This window comes from Methylobacterium planeticum (genome assembly GCF_008806345.1).
GTDB classification, from domain to species: Bacteria; Pseudomonadota; Alphaproteobacteria; order Rhizobiales; family Beijerinckiaceae; genus Methylobacterium; species Methylobacterium planeticum.
On record NZ_VZZJ01000002.1, the window covers coordinates 131112 to 150683 of the forward strand.

Sequence of the window (19572 nt, forward strand, 5' to 3'; positions counted from 1 at the left end):
GCCCGAAACGGCCGGGATGCCACCTTTTTCAAGCGCGGCCGTTGATCCGGCGACCTCCCGGCACGCCGGCGCACGGCGCGAACGGGGGCGAGACACACGGACGAGGAATTCCCGCCATGCACTCGGTCATCAAGAACCCGGTCTTCAAGCGCGGCCTGATCGCCGCGACGCTCGCGCTCTCCGCCCTCACCCTGTCCGGCGCCGCGGAGGCGCAAGGGCTGCCCGGCGGCGTCCGCCGCGGCGCCGCCGAGGGCGACCGGGTGGCCGGGCCCGTGGGCGGCGTCGTGGGCGGCGCGGTCGGGGGCGCCGTCGGCACCGTCAACGGCGCGCTCGGCATCGATCCGGGCCGGCGCGCCTACCGCACCAACATGCGCTCGCGCCACCACCGCCATCACCGCCGCCATCACCGCTGAGCGGCAAACGCCGCGCCGGCCGCCTCACGCGGGGGGCCGGCGCTCGCGCCGGACGCGCTCCTGCGCCAGGAGGTAGAGGCCCGAGGCCACCACGATCGCCGCGCCCGTGACGGTGAACCGGTTCGGGACGTCGCCGAAGATCAGGTAGCCGAGCAGCACCGACCAGAGCAGCTGCGTGTAGATGAAGGGCGCCAGCACGTTGGCGGGCGCCCGCGCGTGGGCGAGCACCAGCAGCCAGTGCCCGAGGGTGCCGAACAGCCCGACCGCGCAGAGGAGCGCCCAGACCAGCCAGCTCGCCGGCTGGGTCCAGATCCAGGGCAGGAGCGGGCTCATCAGCGCCACGCCGGAGAGCCCCGAGTAGAACATCGTCGTGGCGGTGGAATCGTAGGCCGCGAGCTTGCGCGTCGTGATGATGTAGAGGGCGTAGCAGAGCATGTTGCCGAGGCTGCACAGCACGGCCGGATGCAGGGTGCCGACCCCCGGCCGCACGATCACCAGCACCCCCAGGAAGCCGACCCCGATCGCCGCCATGCGGCGGGGCGAGGACCATTCCCCGAGGAGCGGGCCGGCCAGCAGCGCCACAGTCAGGGGCGCGGCGAACTGGATCGACAGGGTCTCGGCGAGCTGCAGGTGGCGAAGCGCCACGAAGTTCAGGGCGGTGGAGCCGAACAGCAGCAGCGAGCGCACGATCTGCAGGCCGAGGCGGCGGGTGCGCGCCACGTGGGGCGTCGTGATCGGGTTCACGAAGACCGAGATCAGCGCGACGCTCACCGCGTAGCGCATGAAGGTGGTGACCAGGGGGTCGACGCCGAGGCGCGCGAGGCTCTTGGCCGAGGCGTCGAGCCCGGCGAAGAACAGCACCGTGCCGCACATCAGCCCGATGCCGACGAGGCGCTGCCGGTCGGGGAGCGCCGGCACGCCCTCCCCGGGCGCCGCCCTGCGGGGCTCCGCCTCGTCCGCGCTCATCGCCACCGCCGCAATCCCCCGCCCGACCATCCCCGATTCGTGACCGGGTCATAGCGCCGGAACGGGAGGCCGGGCAGGCCCCCCGCCGCGGGGGAAGGTTGCGCGCTCCGCGGGCCCTGCTCGGAACCGCCAGGCCCTGGACGGGCCCGCGGCCCGGCCGGCCCGGTCTCCGGGTCAACGACGACGGCAAGGCCGGCGTGGCCGCGGCGCTGCGGGGGGCGGATGCGGATGCGGCCCCGGATGACGGCCCGCGCGGCTTCAGAAGGAGCGCGCGACCACGTCCTCGGGGACGATCAGGCCGGGCTCGATCTCGTCGTCCTCGCCGTCGATCTCGGCCTCGGGCTCGTGGCCGGAGACGCCCGCGGCGTCCGCGAGGTTGCGGGCGGCCTTGCGCAGGAGCTTGCGCAGGCGGCGCCGCTCCTTGTTGTCGAAGCCGTCGAGGATCTCGGCCTCGACCTCGTCCCAGAGGCGCTCGATCGCCTCGGCCTTGGCGAGGCCGGTCTCGGTGAGGCGCACCCGCACGATGCGACCGTCCCCGGCCTCGGCCCGGCGCTCGACGAAGCCGAGGGCGGCGAGCCGGGAGATCGTCTTGGAGGCGGTGGGCGGGCGCACCCGAAGCGTCGCGGCGAGGTCACCCATGGTCATGGTGCCGGCGGCCGCCAGCGCCTGCACCACCTGCTCCTGGCCGGCGAAGAGATCGAGGGCGGCGAGCCGGTCGCCGATGCGGGAGCGGTGAAGGCGCGCGGCCTGGACCAGGGCCCAGCCGACGCTCTTGGCGCCGGGCGGACGCATCCGCCGGGCCGCCTCGCGGAGTTCCTTAGCCGGCTTCCCGGCCTCGGCGTCCGGACGGTCCTTCGGCTTCTGGTCCTTGGTCGAGGGATGCTTGATCGACGGCGTCTTGGCTGACGGCGTCCTGGCCGAAAGGTCTTTGGCCTCGGAATTCCGGGCCGAGGCGTCCTTCGCCAGCGGGTCCTTGCCCGGCTTGCTCTTGCCGTTCGCGTGCATCGGGAGATCGCCGCTCGGTGCAGCCGGATGGTCCTCAACCGCTGCCATCGCTCTCACCCTCTCACGCCGCGCCCAGGACGCAAAGCCCGGCGCCCGAGGGAGCGCCGGGCCGCAACCCGGATGGCATGTGACGCGATCGTATGAAGCTGCGATGACAGCGGCGGCGCTTTCGCGCCGCCCTCCGATGCCGGCTCAGCAGGGCAGCAGACGCTTGAGCTGGTCGAGGATGTCCTCGCCGCTGCAGGGGCGGGCGATGAAGCGCGCGCCGGGGGGCATCCGCTCGGGATCGGGGGCGGCGCGGCCCGAGACGATGACGATGGGGAGTTGCGGGCGCGCCTCCGCGACGGAGTTGGCGAGGTCGAAGCCGTTGGTGCGGCCGGAGAGCTCGACGTCGGTGACGAGGCCGCAGATGTCGGGCCGGGCCTGGAGGATGCTGAGCGCCCGCTCGGCCGAGGCGCATTGCACGGTGTCGTAGCCGCCGTTCTCGAGGACGTCCCCGAGATCCATGATGGTCAGGGCCTCATCCTCGACGAGGAGAATCACGGGCCGGTCGTCCGATGGGCTCGTCGTCTCGTTCGTCACGTTGTGGCTCCTCCAGCGTGACGGCTCACGGGAGGGATCGGCCCCGGCGCGAACCGCGTCGAAATCCCAACTGTGCAAACGCCGTCCGGGTTGCACCCTCGCACGCGGATGGGTCCGCGGGAATCCCGCCTACGGATCCTGTCCCGCGGGATCCCGCACCACCGCGCAGAGGCTCGCCACGAGATGGTCGAGGTCGGCCGTCCCGATGGTGAGGGCCGGGGTCAGGTAGAGGATGTCGCCGAAGGGCCGCACCCAGGTGCCGCGCCGGATCAGCCGCGCCTTCAGGGCGGCGAGGTCCGGGGCAGCCGCGAACTGCACCACCCCGATGGCGCCGAGGACGCGCACGTCCCGGATGCCCGGCTGCCCGCGCAGGGGCGCGAGCCCGTCCGCGAGGCGCTCCCCGATGGCGCGGGCCTGGGCCAGCCTGGGCTCGCGCGCGAACAGGTCGAGGCTCGCATTGGCGGCCGCGCAGGCCAGCGGGTTCGCCATGAAGGTCGGCCCGTGCATCAGGGCGGCGGCGGGGTCGTCCGACCAGAAGCCCTCGAACACCTCGCGCGTCGCCAGGGTGGCGGCGAGCGCGAGGGTCCCCCCGGTCAGGGCCTTCGACAGGCAGAGGATGTCGGGCACGACCTCCGCCTGCTCGCAGGCGAACAGGGTGCCGGTGCGGCCGAACCCGGTGAAGATCTCGTCGAGGATCAGGGGCAGGCCGTGGCGGCGGGCGAGGCGCGCCACGGTTGCCAGCACCTCCGGCGGGTGCATCCGCATGCCGCCCGCCCCCTGCACCAGAGGCTCGACGATGACGGCGGCGAGCGCGTGGGCATGGCGCGCGAGGGTGGCGTCGAGGTCGGCCGTCGCGGCCCGGCTCCGCGGCAGGTCGCAGAAGATCTGGGTCGGCAGGTAGGCGCCGAAGCGCCGGTGCATGCCCTCCTCCGGGTCGCAGACCGCCATCGCCCCGAGGGTGTCGCCGTGATAGCCCTCCCGGAAGGCGAGGAGCCGGGTGCGCCCGGTCACGCCCCGGTTGAGCCAGAGCTGCACCGCCATCTTGAGGGCGACCTCGACGGCGACCGAGCCGGAATCGGTGAAGAAGACGTGATCGAGATCCCCCGGCGCCAGGGCCGCGAGGCGCCGGGCGAGGGTCTCGGCCGGCGCGTGGGTGAGGCCGCCGAACATCACGTGCGGCATCGCGGCGAGCTGCGACGCGACCGCGGCGGCGATGTGGGGGTGGTTGTAGCCGTGCACCGCCGTCCACCACGAGGCGATGCCGTCCACGAGCTCGCGCCCGTCCGCCAGCACGATCCGCGTGCCGTGGGTGCGGACCGCCTCGAGGGGCGGGGCCGCCCCCTTCATCTGCGTGTAGGGCCGCCAGAGATGCGTGTCGTGCGCGGGCATTCCGGCGGGATGGGCGCCCGCGGGTCCGAGGTCAAGACGGGGCGGGCGGTCAGCGCCCGCGAGGCTCCTCACCGGATCTTAAGCGGGGGGCGCCCATCCTGCCCCCGCCCTGCCGGCGGGGCGAAGCGGACGGGACGGGGACGGCGCGTGCAGTGCAGCGGCATCGATGGGACCGGCGCGGGGATGGGCCGCGCGGCGCGGACCGACGCGGGGGCGGTCCGGCTCGTCCTGTTCGGCTGCCTCTTCGTCCTCGGGCTCCTGCCCGTCCTGGCGGTGCCGATCCCCGCGATGGTCGACTACCCCAACCACCTCGCCCGCATGTACCTGCTGGTCCGGGACGGGACGCCGGCCGAGAGCCCGATCTACCAGGCGGTCTGGACCCTTTCGCCGAACCTCGCCCTCGACCTCGTGGTGCCCCGGCTCGCCCGGCTCATGAGCGTCGAGACCGCGACCCGGATGTTCCTCCTGGCGAGCCAGGTCCTGACCGTGACGGGGGCGGTGGCGATCGAGCTCGCGGTGAAGCGCCGGTTCGGGATCAGCGGGTTCGTCGCCCTGATGGTCCTCTACAGCCTGCCCTTCGCCTGGGGCTTCCTGAACTTCCAGTTCGGCCTCGGGATCGGGCTCTGGGGCATCGCGGCCTGGCTGGTCCTGCAGGAGCGGCTGCCCGCACTGCGCTTCCTCCTCCACGCGCTCGTGGTGGCGGCGCTGTTCGCCTCGCACCTGTTCGCCCTCGGGATCTACGGCTTCACCCTCGGCCTGCACGAGCTCTGGCGGGCCCGGAGCCGGCGGGCGCCCCTCGGCGAGAGCGCGGTCCGGTTCGGGATGCTGGCGCTCCCCGCCCTCGTGCTCCTCGGCCTGATGCTGGCCGCGGGGGGCACGGTCGGCGAGGCGGGCAACCGCTGGCATCTCGCCTTCAAGCCGTTCTGGCTGTTCGCCTCGCTCAACGGCTACAGCCTCCAGCTCTCGGCCGTCTGCAGCGCCGCCCTGGCGGTCCTGGTCTACGCCCTGGCCCGGGCGGGCGCGCTGCGGCTCGTGGATTCGGGCGCCTGGATCCTCGTCGGGCTCGGGTTGCTCTACCTGGCGGTGCCCTCGCACCTGTTCGACACCGCCTTCGTGGACCTGCGCATCCTCGTGGCGGCGGCCCTGATCCTGCCGGCCTTCCTCACCGTGTCGCCGCCGACGCGCAGGCTCGCCCGCAACGCGGCGCTCCTCGTCGTCGCGGTGATCCTCGCCAATCTCGGCCTCGCGGGCTGGGTCGCCCTCGCCCACCGCGACAGCTACGCGGCGATGATCGCCTCGTTCGGGCAGCTGGAGAAGGGCGCGCGCGTCCTGATCGCCCACAGCGAGGAGGGTACGAACCCGCCCTTCGCCGACCTGACCGCGTATCCGATGTACAACGCCCCGACCCTGGCGGTGCACTACGCCGACGCCTTCGTGCCGACGCTCTTCACCTCGGCGGGCAAGCAGCCCATCGCCCCGCGCGGGCCCTATCGCCGGCTCGCCGTGCCCTACGGCGCCCCGGCCCCCGTCGCCGTGCTGCGCCGGCTCGCGCAGGGGGAGAGCCTGCCGGGCGTCCCCTCCTACGTCCGGACCTGGCAGACGGATTTCACGTATCTCTACGTCCTCGGCCCGGCCGCACCGAACCCGATGCCGGACCTTCTCGAGTTCCGCGAGGCGGATCCGCGCTTCGCGGTCTACCGGATCCGCAAGGCGGGGGGCTGAGGCAGCCTCGACAGCGACCGGCCCTCGACAGCGACCCGCCCTTGACAGCGCCCGGCCCCCGGGGCCTTGAGGCCCGATGTCCAGCCTCGACACCTTCGCGCGGCAGAAGCTCGCGGATCTCGACGCCGCCGCCCTGCGCCGCCGCCTGCGGCCGACCGTGCGGGGCGCCGGCGGGCGGGCCGAGCGCGACGGCCGGGACCTGATCTCGTTCTCCTGCAACGACTATCTCGGCCTCGCCAACGACCCGCGGGTGATCGCGGCGGCGCAGGACGCGCTCGCGGCCTACGGGGCCGGGGCCGGCGGCTCGCGCCTCGTGACCGGCAACCACCCGCTGCTGCCGGCGCTGGAGGCGCGCCTCGCCCGCCACAAGGGCAGCGAGGCCGCCCTCGTCTTCGGCAGCGGCTACCTCGCCAATCTCGGCATCACCCCGGCCCTCGTCGGCCCGCGCGACCTGATCCTGGCCGACGCGCTGTCCCATTCCTGCCTCTGGGCGGGAGCCCGGGTCTCGGGGGCCGAGGTCGTGCGCTTCCGCCACAACGACCTCGACGACCTGCGCGGCCTGCTCGACCGCCGCCGCGGGGGCCACAAGCGGGCCCTGATCCTGACCGAGCGGGTCTTCAGCATGGACGGCGACCGGGCGCCGATCCCCGCGATGCTGGAGATCGCCGAGGCCTTCGACGCCTGGACCCTCGTCGACGACGCGCACGGCCTCGGGGTGGTGGAGGCGGGGCGCCGGGCGCCCCTCGAGATGGGCACCCTGTCGAAGAGCCTCGGCTCCTACGGGGGCTATCTCTGCGCGGCGCAATCCGTCGTCGACCTGCTGACGAGCCGGGCCCGCAGCCTCGTCTACACCACGGGCCTGCCCCCGGCCTCCGCGGCGGCGGCGCTCAAGGCCCTGGAGATCCTGGAGGCGGAGCCCGCGCGGGCCGCCCGGCCGCTGGCCCTCGCGCGCCGCTTCGCCGCCCGGCTCGGCCTGCCGGAGGCGGAGAGCGCGGTGGTGCCGGTGCTGGTGGGCGAGGCGCAGGCGGCCCTCGCCCTCTCGGCGGCGCTCGAGGCGCGCGGCTTCCTGGTGGTGGCGATCCGTCCGCCGACGGTCCCGGCCGGCACCGCCCGCCTGCGGGTCGCGGTCTCGGCGGCCCATACCGAGGCGCAGGTCGACGCGCTGGCCGACGCGGTGGCGGCGCTTCATCCCGGCGCCGCCGAGGCGCCGCACCCGCGTCGCTGACGGCGGCTCAGGCCCCCTCCCCGGCGGGGCGCGCGGGGTCGACCCTCAGGATCGTGCCGCTCATCCCCGTCACCCGCACCCGGGTGCCGGCGGGGAGGTCCGGGCCGCTGACGCGCCAGAGGGTGTCGTCGAGGCGCAGCCGCCCCTCCCCGTCGACGATCGGCTCGGCGAGCACGCAGTCGCGCCCGATCAGCCCGCGGTCGGCCCGGTTGAGGGGCGAGAGGGGCTTGCGGGTCAGCCGGCTCGCGAGGGCGACGCTGACCACCGCGAGCCCGGCGAAGATCAGCACCTGCGCCTGCCAGGGCAGCGGCAGGCCCGCGCTCAGGAACCCGGTGAGCAGCGCCGCGAGCCCGAGCCAGACCAGGAACACCCCCGGCGCGGCGAGCTCCGCCCCCATCAGGACGAGCCCGGCGAGGATCCAGATCCAGGCCGGGCCGATCTCGGCGGCGAGCGCCGACAGCATCGCCTCAGGCCCCCGTCGCCGGGTCGCCGCCCGGCGCCGGGCCGCCCCAGGGCGAGGCCGCCGGGCCCGGACGGCTCGTCCCCGCCCCCTGCCCTGCCCTTTGCCCCGCCCCCTGCCCGGCCCCCGCCGCGCCCGGCCCGGTGCCCGGGGGCAGGCCCGAGCGGGTGCGCGGCGGCCCGCCTTCCCCGAACACGCTGCGGGTGATCTCGGCGATGCCCCCGAGGGTCCCGGCCAGCGCCGCCGCCTCGATCGGCACCACCACGACCCGCTGGTTCGGCGCCGTCGCGATGGCGCGCACCGCCTCGATGTACTTCTCGGCCACCAGGAAGTTGGCCGCCGCGAGGTCGCCCTTGCCGATCGCCTCGCTCACCATCGCGGTGGCCCGCGCCTCGGCCTCGGCGCCGCGCTCGCGGGCCTCGGCATCGCGAAACGCCGCCTCCTTGCGGCCCTCGGCCTCGAGGATCGCCGATTGCTTGCGCCCCTCCGCCCGCAGGATCTCGGCCTGGCGCGCGCCCTCGGCCTCCAGCACCGAGGCGCGCTTCTCGCGCTCGGCCTTCATCTGGCGCGCCATGGCGCCCGCGAGGTCGGCGGGGGGCACGATGTCCTTGATCTCGATGCGGGTCATCTTCACGCCCCAGGGCGAGGCCGCCGCGTCCATCACCCGGAGCAGGCGCTCGTTGATCTCGTCCCGGTGCGAGAGCAGCTGGTCGAGGTCCATCGAGCCGACCACGGTGCGGATGTTCGTCATGGTCAGGGTCATCATGGCGACCTCGAGGTTCGAGACCTCGTAGGAGGCGCGGGCCGGGTCGAGGACCTGGTAGAACACCACCGCGTCGATGGTGACGCCGGCATTGTCCCGCGTGAAGGCCTGCTGGCTCGGCACGTCGATGACCTGCTCCATCACGTTCACCCGCCGGCCGATGCGCTCGACATAGGGCACGATCAGCCCGAGCCCGGATTCGAGGTTGCGCGCGTAGCGCCCGAAGCGCTCGACCGTGTAGACGTAGCCCTGCGGCACGATGTTGATGCCGATCGCCAGCGTGACGATGACGAGCACGGCGAGCGCCACCGCGAAGGCGCTCAGGCCGACCGAAAGATCCATTCTGTGCCCCCTGAGGCGCGCAGCCGCGCCGCTGCCATTGAGGCGGAGGCCCGTGTCATGCGCAAGAGGCGAGGCAGCGAGGGGCGAGGCAGCGAGGGGCGGGACGGCGCGCGCCGCTCAGCGCTTCCAGACGCCGAGCCGCTCGCTGCGGGCGTGGTCCTCGGCGGCCACGAGGTCGGGGGTGGCCTCCGGGGAGGCGCGGCCGCCGCCGTTGAACAGCACCACCTCGGAGAGGTCGCGCCCATCCACTTGGCAGAGCACGTTCTGGCTGCCGGTGACGGGCTGGCAGGCCACGGTCCGGCCCGCGAGGTACCTGGTCAGCTCCTCGGCCTGCCCGCCCCGCACCCATTCGACGCCGAACAGGTGCACGAGCCGGCCCCCGATCCGGAGGGTCGCGGTGTCGATCACCTCGACCGGGCCGGCGATCTCGTTCGGGTTGGCGGCCGGCGGAGCCGCTGCCGGGGCCGCAGACCCCTCGGCGGGTGTCCGCGCCTCGGTCTCGGCGGCCGGCGGCGTCGCGGGCGCTCCGCCGGAGGCGGGCGGCGCGGCCGGCGGTGTCCCGGATTCGGAGGTCACCCCGGAGGGCTCGCGCCCGGCGGTGACCAGGGCGGCCGCCCCGACGGCGAGGACGGCCGCCGCGACGGCGCCGACCAGCCAGCGGCGGCGCAGCTGATCGCTCGTCTCCGGGCTCGCCCGCTCGCGCAGCCGCTCGACGAGGCCCGACAGCCCGCCGGCCCAGAGCTGCCCGGTCTCGCGCAGGGTGCCGCCGAGGCCGGGCCGGGGCGCGGCCTCGGCGGCGCCCGGCCCCGCAGGGGCCGGACGCATCGCGTCGCGGGCGCCCCGCAGCCGCTCGCGCAGGCTCGCCACGCCGCCGGCCGCCGTGGCGGCGAAGGCCCGGCCGCGGGCGGCGGAATCCGCCGCGAGGGATTTCGCCAGGACGGACTGGGTCTCGACGAAGCGGGCCGTCGCGGCGCGGACCTCGTCCCCGGTGCTCGCCGGCGCGGGGCCGCCCTCGGGGGCCGGCTCGGCGGGGGCGGCGGGCGGCGGCGCGGTCGCCTGGCCGTCCTGGCGCCCGCCGCCCCATCCGAGCCCCTGGCCGAAACCTCTGCCGAGCCCCTTGCCGAACCCTTTGCCGAGCCCCTTGCGCGGCTCCCGGAGGCTCTCCGTCGCGGCCGGCTCGGGCGCCGGGGCGGGCGGGGGCTCTGGGGGCAGGAACAGGGCGGGATGGCGGCCCTCGATCTCGTCGACGAGGTCGGCCAGCGTCATCGCCACGGGCGGTCCGGAATCCGGCTGGCGCAGGCGCGGGGCCCCGGTCCGGTCGATGATGCGGTAGTTGGGCGCGTCGGCCACGGGCTCGGAGGCCGCCTCGGCCAGGAGCTGCAGCGTGCGCAGGGCCACGCCCCGCGGGCGGCGGCGCGCGATCTCGGCCCGGATCTGCTCCCGCAGCCGCTCGCGCTCGTCGGCGGTGGGCGCGCTCGATGCGATCTCGGGCACCCGGCGCTCGTCCAAGGGCTCTGCGTCTCCCGACAATGTCATGAGACCGATCTAGGGATCATCCCGTGCCAAGTCACATGGTTTGTCGCGCGCTTTGTCGCACGCGACGCCGCGCGAGGCTGCGTCGGGGGGCTGCGCGGGGGCGACATCGGCGGGCGCCCGCTCAGGCGCCGCGCGGCGGTGCCGCCGCCGCGCTCACCGCCCCCTCCCGGCGCAGCACGCGGCTCTTCTCGGAGATGATCAGCGGCCGGCCCCCGGCGAAGCTCAGCTCCAGCTGCAACTCGGCGACGCCCTGCGAGCGGGCGCCGGTGGCGGGGTTGCGGGCCCGGAAATCGTAGAGGGTGTAGACGATGCAGCTCGCCAGCGCGGCGTTGCAGGCGGTGCGGGTGCTGCCCCCTTGGGCCTCGTAGCGGCGGTCGGGCCAGCGCCGGGCGAAGCTGCGCTTCTCCGCCATGATGGCGCGCAGCGACAGGGTACGGCCGTGGAAGCGCACGGATTCGGCATAGAGGCGCGGCGCGGCGCCGACGATGCCGTCGCCCGGGGCCGAGACGCTCTCGAGATAATCGTCGGCGAAGCGCTGGGACGCGCGGGCCCACTCCGCCACGCGCCCGTCGGAGGCCGCCGGCGGCAGGGCCTGGGGTGCGGGGGCGACCGGCGCCGCGGCGGGCGCGTCGGCGAGGCGGCGCGGAGCCCTGTGGGCGCTGCGCGCCTGGCGGCGCTCCTCGCGCCGCTCGGCCTGGCGGCTGGCGCGGGGGGGGCGGGCGCGCTCGGCGGTCCGGCGCCGGGCCGGGGCCGCGCTCTCGGCCGCCTCCTCGGCGGAATCCTGGGGGGCGGCCGGCGCGGTCGCCTGGGGCGGGGCAGCGGGCTCGCGCCGGGGCGCGGGGCCCGGCGCCGTGCCCCGCGCCGGCGGATCGACCCAGCCGGGCGGCGTCTGGGCGCCCGCCGGGCCGGCGGCCAGGAGCGTGCTCAAGAGGGCGGCGGCGGACACGGAGACGAGAAGGCGCATGGAGATCCACCGGTTCGCGGCCGAGGGGGGACGGTTCGGGCCGGCCGGATTGCCGCGGCCGATCGGGTGAAACGCCCCCGCCCGGGCGGGGGGTTCCATCAGGCAGGGCCATCCGGGCTTGCCGCCCCGCCGCATCGGCATGCCACGCGGCCCGAGCCGGGGGCAAGGGCGGCGGGGGGGCGCCGCGGAACCGTACCCGCTATCCAAGGGATTCAGAGGCAGGGACCGGCCAGCGGGCCGGGATCGCCCGGCCGGCCGGCCGGTCCCCGAACGCGGAATTGAACGTCGCCGGGGTTGCGATCGCCGGGCGAACACCCAAGTTCGCCTCACCCCGGGTCCGGGCCCCTCTGGCGATCGAGGCGTCGATCGTGATGTCGGACCCCCGCCTGCCTTTGCGCTGACGCGGCGCGAACGCACCGGAGGGCTTGTCCCGTGCCCGACCATCCCCCCCGTCCCCGCGCCGCGGAGGGCGCACGATGAAGGCCGGCTCCGCGCCCCGCCGGGCGCTCCTCCTCGTCAACCCGAGGGCCCGCAACGGCGGCTTCTCCCTCCAGGCGGTGCGCGACATCCTGCGCCAGGGCGGCATCGAGCCGTTCGAGCCCCCGGGCGATCCGGACTGCACCGCCGTGATCAAGCGCCACGCGGACGGGTGCGACCTCGTCATCCTCGGCGGCGGCGACGGCACCCTGAACGCGGCCGCCCCCGCCCTCGTCGAGACCGGCCTGCCCCTCGGGATCCTGCCGCTCGGCACCGCGAACGACCTCGCCCGCTCGCTGGCGCTGCCCCTCGACCCGCTCGCGGCGGCCGAGATCATCACCACCGCCGAGGCGCGGCCCGCCGACCTCGGCTGGGTCAACGGCCACTACTACTTCAACGTGGCGAGCATCGGCTTCTCGGCCGAGCTCGCGGGCGACCTCACGGCCGAATCCAAGAAGAAGTGGGGCACCCTCGGCTACGCCATCGCGGCGGTGAGGGTGCTGCGCCGCGTGCGCCCCTTCACGGTGACGATCGAGCATGACGGCACCACCGAGAAGGTGGTGACGATCCAGGCCTCGGTCGGGAACGGGCGCCATTACGGCGGCGGCATGACCGTGGAGGAAGACGCCTCGGTCGACGACGGCAAGCTCGACTTCTACAGCCTCGAGGTCGCGCATTGGTGGCGGCTGATCGCCCTGCTGCCGGCGCTGCGCCGGGGCACGCACGGGCAGTCGGACGACGTGCGCGCCTTCAAGACCACCGAGATCCGGCTGACGACGCGCCGGCCGCGTCCCGTCAACACCGATGGCGAGTTGATGACGCACACGCCGGCCCATTTCAAGGTCATCCCCAAGGCGCTGCGGATCTTCTCGCCCGCGCCCGCCGAGCGGCCCGGCGCCGCCGGCGGCAGCCGCCTCCCGTCCCTCTAACCAGGGCATCGACGCGCCGTGGATCACCTGCTTCAGCTCGCCGCCGACCCGACCGTCTGGGCCGCCCTCGCCACCCTCATCGTCATGGAGGTGGTGCTCGGGATCGACAACCTGATCTTCATCTCGATCCTGACGAACAAGCTGCCGCCCGAGCACCAGCAGAAGGCCCGCCGCATCGGCATCGGCCTGGCGCTGTTCCTGCGCCTCGGGCTGCTCGGCACCGTCGCCTTCATCGTGCACCTCACCGAGCCCGTCATCGAGATCCTCGGCAAGGGCATCTCCTGGCGCGACATGATCCTGATCGCGGGCGGCCTGTTCCTGCTCTGGAAGGCCACCAAGGAGATCCACGAGAGCGTCGACCCGCACGGGGCCGAGGCGGCGGCGGGACCGTCCGCGAGCCTCGGCTTCGGGGCGGCCATCGGCCAGATCCTGCTCCTCGACCTCGTCTTCTCGATCGACAGCATCATCACGGCGGTGGGCATGACCGACCACGTCCCCGTCATGATGATCGCCGTGATCGTCGCCGTGACCGTGATGCTGATCGCCGCCGACCCGCTCGCGCGCTTCATCGCGGCGAACCCGACCGTGGTGATGCTCGCCCTCGGCTTCCTCATCATGATCGGCATGACGCTGATCGCGGAGGGCTTCGGGGCGCACGTGCCGAAGGGCTACATCTACACCGCCATGGCGTTCTCGGCGGGCGTGGAGGGTCTCAACATGCTGGCGCGGCGCCGCAAGCGGGCGAAGAGCCCGGGTCCGGGCCCGACGCCGATGCCGATGCCGGCGCAGCGCCGGGCCAAGGTCTGACCCGGGGCCGCCGCGCCCAACGCGCCCGGACGCGCCCGGACGCGCCCAATGCGCCCAACGCGCCCAACGCGCGCGAGCGGGCGCGGCGCCCCGCTCAGTAGAGCGGCTCCAGCTGCACGTTCGGGATCGGGAAGGGGCCGAGGGTCAGGCGCCCGTCCGCGAGGCGCAAGGGGGGCAGGGCCTTGAGGGGCGCGTCCCCCGCGGCGGCGTCGGGCTGCGCCGGGCGCCGGCCGCCGCCGAGGAGCTGCCCGACGAGGTTGCCGATCAGCGCGCCGCGCTCGGCCCCGAAGCGCTGGCCCATCACCTGGCCGACGAGGGATTCGAGGCCCGCCGCCCGCAGGTCGAGCTGGCCGGCGAGGCGGTGGGCCTCGTCGAGCGCGAGGCCGCCATGGGCCTGGAGGCGGCGGTCGCCCTTGGCGATCGACAGGAGCGCGATGTCGAGCCCGCCGCCGGCCCGGCGCCACGCCTCCAGCTCCTGCGGCACCGGGCCGGTGCGGAACGTGGTGGCCCGGGTGACGTTGGCGTCGAGGGCGATGTCGGCGGGGGCGCCGTTGCCCAGGAAGGCGTCGGCCAGGGGCAGGGCGGCCTGGGCCACCCGCAGGCTGACATCGACGGCGCCGTCGCTGTCGAAGCGGCCGGGCGTCGGGCGGGCGTGGAGCTCGAGGTGCTTCACCGAGAAGTCGACCGGGGTCGGCATCGCGCCCGCGACGCTGCCCTTCGGGCCGTCGACCACCAGGGAGGCGCGCACGAACCCGTCCGAGGCGCCGTGGAAGCTGCCCGCCAGGGAGGTCCAGCCGACGTCGCCGGTGAGGCCGCCCTGCTCGACATGGAACGGGCCGGCGGCCTGGAGCAGGCCGTGGCGCGGCTGGTAGACCTGCACCAGGGCGGTGACGGGGCCGAGGGTGAAGCGCCCGTCCTGGCGGACGAGGGAGAGGGCGGCGCAGCGCAGTTCGAGGCGGAAGGGGTAGCCCGTGATCGAGCGGTCGCGGCAGGTCCAGGTCCGGCCGGCCGCCGCCTCGCGGGCCTGCCAGCCGTCGATCTCCCGGGCCGCCCGGTCGCGGATGTAGAACCAGCCCGCCGTCCAGGCGATGGCGGCGGCGAGGAGCAGGAGGAAGGGCAGGAACAGCCCGAGGCGCGAGCGCGGCTTCGGCGCCGGTCCGCGCGGCGGGCGCCCAACCGTCTCGCGATCGCCCGGCACCCGCAGGTCGCCCGGGGCCCGGTCGGCTTGGGGGAGTTCGGTCGAGGGCAGTTCGGTCTGCCCGGTGTCACGCGCCATCTCGTCCGCTCCCCTGGCTCAGGCCGGCCTCGCTCCGGGCGCCCCGTCGCCCTCCCCCGGGCTCATCTGGGCAGCCGGACGGGCGGGCAAGGGGTCTCGGCGCGCGGGGCCGCGCCGCAAGCCATGCCGGTCCTTAAGGGGCGAAAGCATGGCGGAGGGGGAGCCTGGGGCGCTCAGGCGCGGACGGCCGCCTCGACCTTGAGGTCGGCCACGATGGCGCCGCGCTCGGCGGCGGTGCCGGCCAGGCGGTGCACGTGCATCTCGGCCGCGCCGTTCTCGCGCGCGCGCGCGAGCCAGGCCGGGGCGAGACCCCCGCCCGGCCCCGAGCCGGCGGCCGCCACCGCGACGAGCTCGGCGAGCCCCGCCTCGTCCCGGCGCACCGCCATGACGACCGCCTCGCCGACCTCCGCGAGCTCGGCCTCGCTCAGGCCGTGGACGCCCACGACGTAGCGCTTGCCCGAACGGCCGCGCCACGCGCTCAGGGCCAGGGCCGGCGCGCCGCCGAGGCCGGAGGCCGTCCTCAGGCGTTCCTCGCGCACGTCCTGCCTCCGCGATCGGTCGTCCTTCAGGTCGCGCAGGGCGGCCGACCAGGACAGAGCTCTCTTGTTCGCCATTTGTTCTATACTATCCCGGGCGATTCCGCGGCGTCAAGGACGCCGCCCTCTGTTCCTGAAGATGGGGATCGGCCGGGTTATCCACAAGCCGGGAGCCGGTTTTCGGGCCGGTCCACAGGTCCCGGGCGCCGCCTGATCGCCGCAGCCCGGCGCCGCTCAGGCGATGCGGGAGCGCTCCGGATCCGGCCGCTCGGCGTCGGGGGCGGGCAGCGCGTGGCCGCGGGCGGTGAGCTCCGCCCGGCCGCTTGCCAGGAGCGCGTTCGAGGCGGCCTCGATCCGGGCCTCCACGAGTTCGAGGAACGGGGCGCGGCCGAGCCCGTGCGCGATCGGAGGCAGGAACTCGATCACGGCGATGCCGGGGCGGCGCCGCAGGCTGCGGCGGGGCCAGTACAGGCCGGTGTTGAGGGCCACCGGCAGGCAGGGCACGCCGAGCGCCGCGTAGAGGTGGGTGAGGCCGAGCTTGTAGGCGGGGGGCGCCCCCGGCGCCCGGCGGGTGCCCTCGGGGAAGATGATGAGCTGGCGCCCGTCGCGGATCGCGCCCGCCGCCGCCTGGTTCATCAGCGCCATGGCGCGGGTGCCCTTGGTGCGGTCGATCGCCACCATGCCGCTGCGGGACAGGTACCAGCCGATCAGCGGGATCCAGAGCAGCTCCCGCTTCAGGATGTAGGCGAAATCGTCGAAGCGGGTGACGAGGGCGAGGGTCTCCAGGGCCGATTGGTGCTTGGCGGCGATGAGGAGCGGCCCCTCCGGGATGTTCTCCAGCCCCCGGAACTCGACTGAGAGGCCGCCCACCACCCGCAGCAGCCAGAGCGTCGCGCCGGCCCAGGCCTGCGCCAGCCGGATCACCGCCCGCTGCGACACCAGGGTCGGCAGCCCGCCGACGGCCAGCAGGGTGGTGAGCAGGTAGAAGCAGAGGTTGAAGGCGAGGGAGCGGAGGGCGAGCATGAGGAACCTGGGTCGGGCACGGCGGCGCCTCCTTTAGCCTGCCACCGGCCCGCGCACCAAGCGCGGCCGCGGGCGGTCCCCCGAGGCCATCCCGGTACCCAGCCCGCCCTCAATACCCGGCCGCGCGCGTCCCGCGCTGGCGCGGGTCGGCGGCGCCGGCGAGCAGGCCGTCCACCCGCATCACGGAATTGGCCGAGCCCGAGCTCGACCCGACCTTGACCGCGTGACCGCGCGCGCGCAGGAGCGCCAGGGTGTCGGGCGAGAGCCCCTCCTCGGCGAGGAGCACGTCGGGCCGCCACTGGTGGTGGATGCGGGGGGCGGCCACCGCCTCGGCGAGGTTCATGCGGAAATCCAGGACGTTGACGATCACCTGCAGCACCGTCGAGATGATCCGGCTGCCCCCCGGGCTGCCGGTGACGAGGAGGAGGCGCCCGTCCCGGAACACCAGGGCCGGGGTCATCGAGGAGAGGGGCCGGGCGCCCGGCGCCACGAGGTTCGCCCGGCCGCCGACGAGGCCGTAGGCGTTCTGGGCTCCGATCTTGGCGGCGAAGTCGTCCATCTCGTTGTTGAGGATCACCCCGGTCCCCTCCGCCACGAGGCCGATCCCGTAGGAGAAGTTCAGGGTGGTGGTGGTGGCGGCCGCGTTCCCGTCCGCGTCGACCACGGAGTAATGCGTGGTCTGGTCGGGCTCGAAGGGCAGCGGGTCGCCGGCCCGGATCTCGGCGGCGGGCCGCGCCCGGTCCGGGTCGATCGCCGCCCGCAGGCGCTCGGCATAGGGCTTGGCGATCAGCCCCTCGAGGGGCACCTGGGACCGGCTCGGGTCGCCGAGCCAGGTGGCGCGGTCGGCGTAGGCCGGCTTCATCGCCTCCGCCAGGATGTGGAGGGCGGCGGCGCTCCCCGCCCCCATCCGGGCGAGGTCGAAGCCCTCCAGCACGTTCAGGATCTCGATCAGGTGGACGCCGCCCGAGCTCGGCGGCGGCATCGAGACGATCTCGGCGCCCCGGTAGCGCCCGCGCACGGGGGTGCGGATCTCGGGCCGGTAGGCCGCGAGGTCCGCCGCCGTCACGATGCCCCCCGCCTCCTGGACCGCGCCGGCGATGCGCGCCGCGATGGCGCCGGTGTAGAACGCGTCCGCGCCCCCCTCGGCGATCGACCGCAGGGTGTCGGCGAGGTCCGTCTGCACCAGGATCTCGTCGCGGGCGAGGGTCCGGTCGCCCCGGAAGAAGATCTTCCGGCTCGACGGCCAGCGCCCGAGGAGCCCGGCGGCGCGGGGCAGCGAATCGGCGAGCCCCGCCTCGACCGGGATCCCCGCGCGGGCGAGGCGCTCGGCCGGGGCGATCAGCTCCGCCAGGGTGAGGCGCCCGGAGCCGTAGAGGCGGTGCGCCTCGGCGAGCCCCCGCACGCTGCCCGGCACGCCGACCGCCTTGCCGCCCCGGACCGAGGCGGTGCGGTCGGGCTCGCCGTCGGCCCCGAGGAACATGTCGGCGCGCGCCGCCCCCGGCGCGGTCTCCCGGAAGTCGATCGCCACGGTCTCGCCGCGGGCGGCGCGATGCACCAGCATGAAGCCGCCGCCGCCGAGATTGCCCGCCCGCGGCAGGGTCACGGCGAGGGCGAACCCGACCGCCACCGCCGCGTCGACGGCGTTGCCGCCCCGGCGCAGGATCCCGACCCCGATCTCGGCCGCCCGCCCCTCCTGGGCCGCCACCATCCCGTGCGCGGCCAGCACCGGCAGCATCCGGGCCTCGTCCGCCTGGATCGGGGGCTCGGCGGGCGCCGGCTGGGCGAGGGCCCGGTGAGCCGGCGCCCCCGCGAGGGCGAGCACCAGGGCCGTGACGAGGGCGGCGCGGCAGGAACCTGTCATGCCCCGACAGATAGGGCATCCTGGCGCGCCGGTCTCGGTCGGGTTTCGGCCCCCCCGGAGAAACGCCGCGGCACGGACGGCCCTGCGCCCACCTCTCCCGTCCGGGAGAGGTCGAATTCGCGATAGCGGAACAGGTGAGGGCTGCGACCTTTCCGGAGAGCGCGCACCCCGCACCCCAACCCTCTCCCGCACGGGAGAGGGGGCGCGTCGCGCTACCCGCGCCAGCACCAGGGGTTGGCTTCCGAGCGACTCGGGGCGCGGCGACGCAGCGTCCGCCGGGCCGGAGCGGGGACCCGTCACGCCGCCCCCGCCGGCTCGGCCGCGCTCCGGCCGGCGACGAGCCAGTAGACGAGGCCGGCCGCCGCGCCGGCGAGGAACAGGATGGCGCTGAGATGTCCCTCGGCGGCGAGGCGCTCCGCCCCGCCCGGCCCCGCGCCGCCGCGCGCCAGCCAGGGCAGGGCCGCGCTCAGGAGGCCGGCGCCCCCCGCGTACCAGGCGAGGGTGCGCAGCCGCAGGGTCTCGCCCACGAGGGCGACGAGGACGGGCGGCGCGACGAGGAGCACCGCCAGGGCCTGGGCGATCCCGGCGAGCGCCAGCAGCATGGTCTCGGGCGCCATCCCGGCGGCGAGGTCGGACAGGGTCGCGTCGAGCCCCGCCAGGGCGCCCCCCGCGAGCCAGGCCTGCGCCGCCGGATCGAGCACCAGGGCCAGGCCCAGCATCAGGGCGCCCGCCGGGACGGCGAGGACCAGGGCCAGGCACAGGAGCAGAAGACGGCCGAGAACGCGCATGCCCCGTCATAGCCGGACCCGCGGGGATTTGCGCGGGTCCGGTGGCACGGGGGCGCGCCGCGCCGCCCCTCCCGTGCGGGAGAGATGGGGCGGGCCGCCGTTTCGGGGGGCGGGTCGATGGGCGCGGGTGGCGCGACGCGCCCCCTCTCCCGTGCGGGAGAGGTTTGCCCGCGGAAGCGGGCCGGGGTGAGGGATGCGGGCTCTCCGGAGAGGTCGCACCCCTCACCCGGTGCGCGTGCCGCGCACTCGACCTCTCCCGGACGGGAGAGGTGGGGCGCTCTGCCGTCCGGAGTGATGTGTGGTCCCGTGATGGCGCGGGTGGCGCGACAGGCCCCCTCTCCCGGCCGGGAGAGGGTTGGGGTGAGGGGTGCACGCTGTCCGGAGAGGTCGCACCCCTCACCCGGTCGGCTGGCGCCGACTCGACCTCTCCCGGACGGGAGAGGTGGGGCGCTCTGCCGTCCGGAGTGATGTGTGGTCCCGTGATGGTGCGGGTGGCACGCCGCGCCCC

Annotated in this window: 18 protein-coding genes; 5 read left to right on the forward strand and 13 right to left on the reverse strand. The window is 75.4% G+C overall.

What is annotated here, in order from left to right; all coding sequences use genetic code 11:
- The first annotated feature begins 116 nt into the window (after positions 1–116).
- A complete protein-coding gene (locus F6X51_RS02510; protein ID WP_150961637.1) occupies positions 117–413 on the forward strand; it encodes a hypothetical protein in 297 nt (98 codons plus the stop codon).
- 24 nt (positions 414–437) lie between these two features.
- On the opposite strand, the gene F6X51_RS02515 is transcribed toward F6X51_RS02510, so the two are convergent.
- From F6X51_RS02515 to F6X51_RS02530, 4 genes are all read right to left on the reverse strand, one after another.
- Positions 438–1379 carry a DMT family transporter gene (locus tag F6X51_RS02515; RefSeq protein ID WP_246696603.1) on the reverse strand — a complete coding sequence of 314 codons (942 nt, stop codon included), beginning with the start codon at positions 1377–1379 and terminating at the stop codon, positions 438–440.
- Positions 1380–1637: 258 nt separating this feature from the next.
- Positions 1638–2267 carry a MarR family winged helix-turn-helix transcriptional regulator gene (locus F6X51_RS02520; protein ID WP_246696604.1) on the reverse strand — a complete coding sequence of 210 codons (630 nt, stop codon included), beginning with the start codon at positions 2265–2267 and terminating at the stop codon, positions 1638–1640.
- A gap of 309 nt (positions 2268–2576) precedes the next feature.
- Positions 2577–2966, reverse strand: a complete 390-nt coding sequence (locus F6X51_RS02525) for a response regulator (protein ID WP_150961639.1) — start codon at positions 2964–2966, stop codon at positions 2577–2579.
- A 129-nt stretch (positions 2967–3095) separates the two neighbouring features.
- Positions 3096–4355: an adenosylmethionine--8-amino-7-oxononanoate transaminase gene (locus F6X51_RS02530; protein ID WP_150961640.1), complete on the reverse strand. Its 1260-nt coding sequence runs from the start codon at positions 4353–4355 to the stop codon at positions 3096–3098.
- A gap of 183 nt (positions 4356–4538) precedes the next feature.
- Between F6X51_RS02530 and F6X51_RS02535 the strand changes: the two genes are divergently transcribed.
- Both F6X51_RS02535 and F6X51_RS02540 read left to right on the forward strand, forming a co-directional pair.
- Entirely contained in the window at positions 4539–6077 is a 1539-nt protein-coding gene (locus tag F6X51_RS02535; protein WP_150961641.1) for a hypothetical protein, read from the forward strand.
- A gap of 76 nt (positions 6078–6153) precedes the next feature.
- Positions 6154–7302, forward strand: coding sequence for an aminotransferase class I/II-fold pyridoxal phosphate-dependent enzyme (locus F6X51_RS02540; protein ID WP_150961642.1), 1149 nt, complete (start codon positions 6154–6156; stop codon positions 7300–7302).
- A 7-nt stretch (positions 7303–7309) separates the two neighbouring features.
- Here the strand turns inward: F6X51_RS02540 and F6X51_RS02545 are convergent, their stop codons facing one another.
- The 4 genes from F6X51_RS02545 to F6X51_RS02560 form a co-directional block, all read right to left on the reverse strand.
- Positions 7310–7765 carry an NfeD family protein gene (locus F6X51_RS02545; RefSeq protein ID WP_150961643.1) on the reverse strand — a complete coding sequence of 152 codons (456 nt, stop codon included), beginning with the start codon at positions 7763–7765 and terminating at the stop codon, positions 7310–7312.
- Between the two features lie 4 nt (positions 7766–7769).
- Positions 7770–8867 (reverse strand): SPFH domain-containing protein, encoded by a 1098-nt coding sequence (locus F6X51_RS02550; RefSeq protein ID WP_150961644.1) that lies wholly within the window; start codon positions 8865–8867, stop codon positions 7770–7772.
- Positions 8868–8984: 117 nt separating this feature from the next.
- Entirely contained in the window at positions 8985–10361 is a 1377-nt protein-coding gene (locus F6X51_RS02555) for a thermonuclease family protein (RefSeq protein ID WP_246696613.1), read from the reverse strand.
- A 163-nt stretch (positions 10362–10524) separates the two neighbouring features.
- Positions 10525–11367, reverse strand: coding sequence for a hypothetical protein (locus F6X51_RS02560; RefSeq protein WP_150961645.1), 843 nt, complete (start codon positions 11365–11367; stop codon positions 10525–10527).
- 476 nt (positions 11368–11843) lie between these two features.
- Between F6X51_RS02560 and F6X51_RS02565 the strand changes: the two genes are divergently transcribed.
- Both F6X51_RS02565 and F6X51_RS02570 read left to right on the forward strand, forming a co-directional pair.
- The gene (locus F6X51_RS02565) at positions 11844–12773 is read left to right on the forward strand and encodes a lipid kinase (protein WP_150961646.1); all 930 of its coding nucleotides are present in this window, start codon (positions 11844–11846) and stop codon (positions 12771–12773) included.
- An 18-nt stretch (positions 12774–12791) separates the two neighbouring features.
- Positions 12792–13580, forward strand: coding sequence for a TerC family protein (locus tag F6X51_RS02570; protein ID WP_150961647.1), 789 nt, complete (start codon positions 12792–12794; stop codon positions 13578–13580).
- Positions 13581–13674: 94 nt separating this feature from the next.
- Here the strand turns inward: F6X51_RS02570 and F6X51_RS02575 are convergent, their stop codons facing one another.
- The 5 genes from F6X51_RS02575 to F6X51_RS02600 all read right to left on the reverse strand — a co-directional run bounded on the left by F6X51_RS02575 (position 13675) and on the right by F6X51_RS02600 (position 19064).
- A complete protein-coding gene (locus F6X51_RS02575; RefSeq protein ID WP_150961648.1) occupies positions 13675–14856 on the reverse strand; it encodes a DUF2125 domain-containing protein in 1182 nt (393 codons plus the stop codon).
- Between the two features lie 173 nt (positions 14857–15029).
- A complete protein-coding gene (locus tag F6X51_RS02580) occupies positions 15030–15470 on the reverse strand; it encodes a hypothetical protein (protein WP_150961649.1) in 441 nt (146 codons plus the stop codon).
- Between the two features lie 156 nt (positions 15471–15626).
- A complete protein-coding gene (locus F6X51_RS02585) occupies positions 15627–16415 on the reverse strand; it encodes a lysophospholipid acyltransferase family protein (protein ID WP_150961650.1) in 789 nt (262 codons plus the stop codon).
- 109 nt (positions 16416–16524) lie between these two features.
- Entirely contained in the window at positions 16525–18276 is a 1752-nt protein-coding gene (gene ggt, locus F6X51_RS02590) for a gamma-glutamyltransferase (RefSeq protein WP_150961651.1), read from the reverse strand.
- A gap of 296 nt (positions 18277–18572) precedes the next feature.
- A complete protein-coding gene (locus tag F6X51_RS02600; RefSeq protein WP_150961653.1) occupies positions 18573–19064 on the reverse strand; it encodes a hypothetical protein in 492 nt (163 codons plus the stop codon).
- Between the last annotated feature and the right edge of the window lie 508 nt (positions 19065–19572).

What these genes read in the sequence shown, in the direction of transcription:
- F6X51_RS02600 (WP_150961653.1), bottom strand. Translation starts at nt 19,064, where the DNA reads ATGCGCGTTCTCGGCCGTCTTCTGCTCCTGTGCCTGGCCCTGGTCCTC.
- F6X51_RS02515 (WP_246696603.1), bottom strand. Translation starts at nt 1,379, where the DNA reads ATGAGCGCGGACGAGGCGGAGCCCCGCAGGGCGGCGCCCGGGGAGGGC.
- F6X51_RS02565 (WP_150961646.1), top strand. Translation starts at nt 11,844, where the DNA reads ATGAAGGCCGGCTCCGCGCCCCGCCGGGCGCTCCTCCTCGTCAACCCG.
- F6X51_RS02585 (WP_150961650.1), bottom strand. Translation starts at nt 16,415, where the DNA reads ATGCTCGCCCTCCGCTCCCTCGCCTTCAACCTCTGCTTCTACCTGCTC.
- ggt (WP_150961651.1), bottom strand. Translation starts at nt 18,276, where the DNA reads ATGACAGGTTCCTGCCGCGCCGCCCTCGTCACGGCCCTGGTGCTCGCC.
- F6X51_RS02560 (WP_150961645.1), bottom strand. Translation starts at nt 11,367, where the DNA reads ATGCGCCTTCTCGTCTCCGTGTCCGCCGCCGCCCTCTTGAGCACGCTC.
- F6X51_RS02540 (WP_150961642.1), top strand. Translation starts at nt 6,154, where the DNA reads ATGTCCAGCCTCGACACCTTCGCGCGGCAGAAGCTCGCGGATCTCGAC.
- F6X51_RS02545 (WP_150961643.1), bottom strand. Translation starts at nt 7,765, where the DNA reads ATGCTGTCGGCGCTCGCCGCCGAGATCGGCCCGGCCTGGATCTGGATC.
- F6X51_RS02580 (WP_150961649.1), bottom strand. Translation starts at nt 15,470, where the DNA reads ATGGCGAACAAGAGAGCTCTGTCCTGGTCGGCCGCCCTGCGCGACCTG.
- F6X51_RS02535 (WP_150961641.1), top strand. Translation starts at nt 4,539, where the DNA reads ATGGGCCGCGCGGCGCGGACCGACGCGGGGGCGGTCCGGCTCGTCCTG.
- F6X51_RS02510 (WP_150961637.1), top strand. Translation starts at nt 117, where the DNA reads ATGCACTCGGTCATCAAGAACCCGGTCTTCAAGCGCGGCCTGATCGCC.
- F6X51_RS02550 (WP_150961644.1), bottom strand. Translation starts at nt 8,867, where the DNA reads ATGGATCTTTCGGTCGGCCTGAGCGCCTTCGCGGTGGCGCTCGCCGTG.
- F6X51_RS02530 (WP_150961640.1), bottom strand. Translation starts at nt 4,355, where the DNA reads ATGCCCGCGCACGACACGCATCTCTGGCGGCCCTACACGCAGATGAAG.
- F6X51_RS02575 (WP_150961648.1), bottom strand. Translation starts at nt 14,856, where the DNA reads ATGGCGCGTGACACCGGGCAGACCGAACTGCCCTCGACCGAACTCCCC.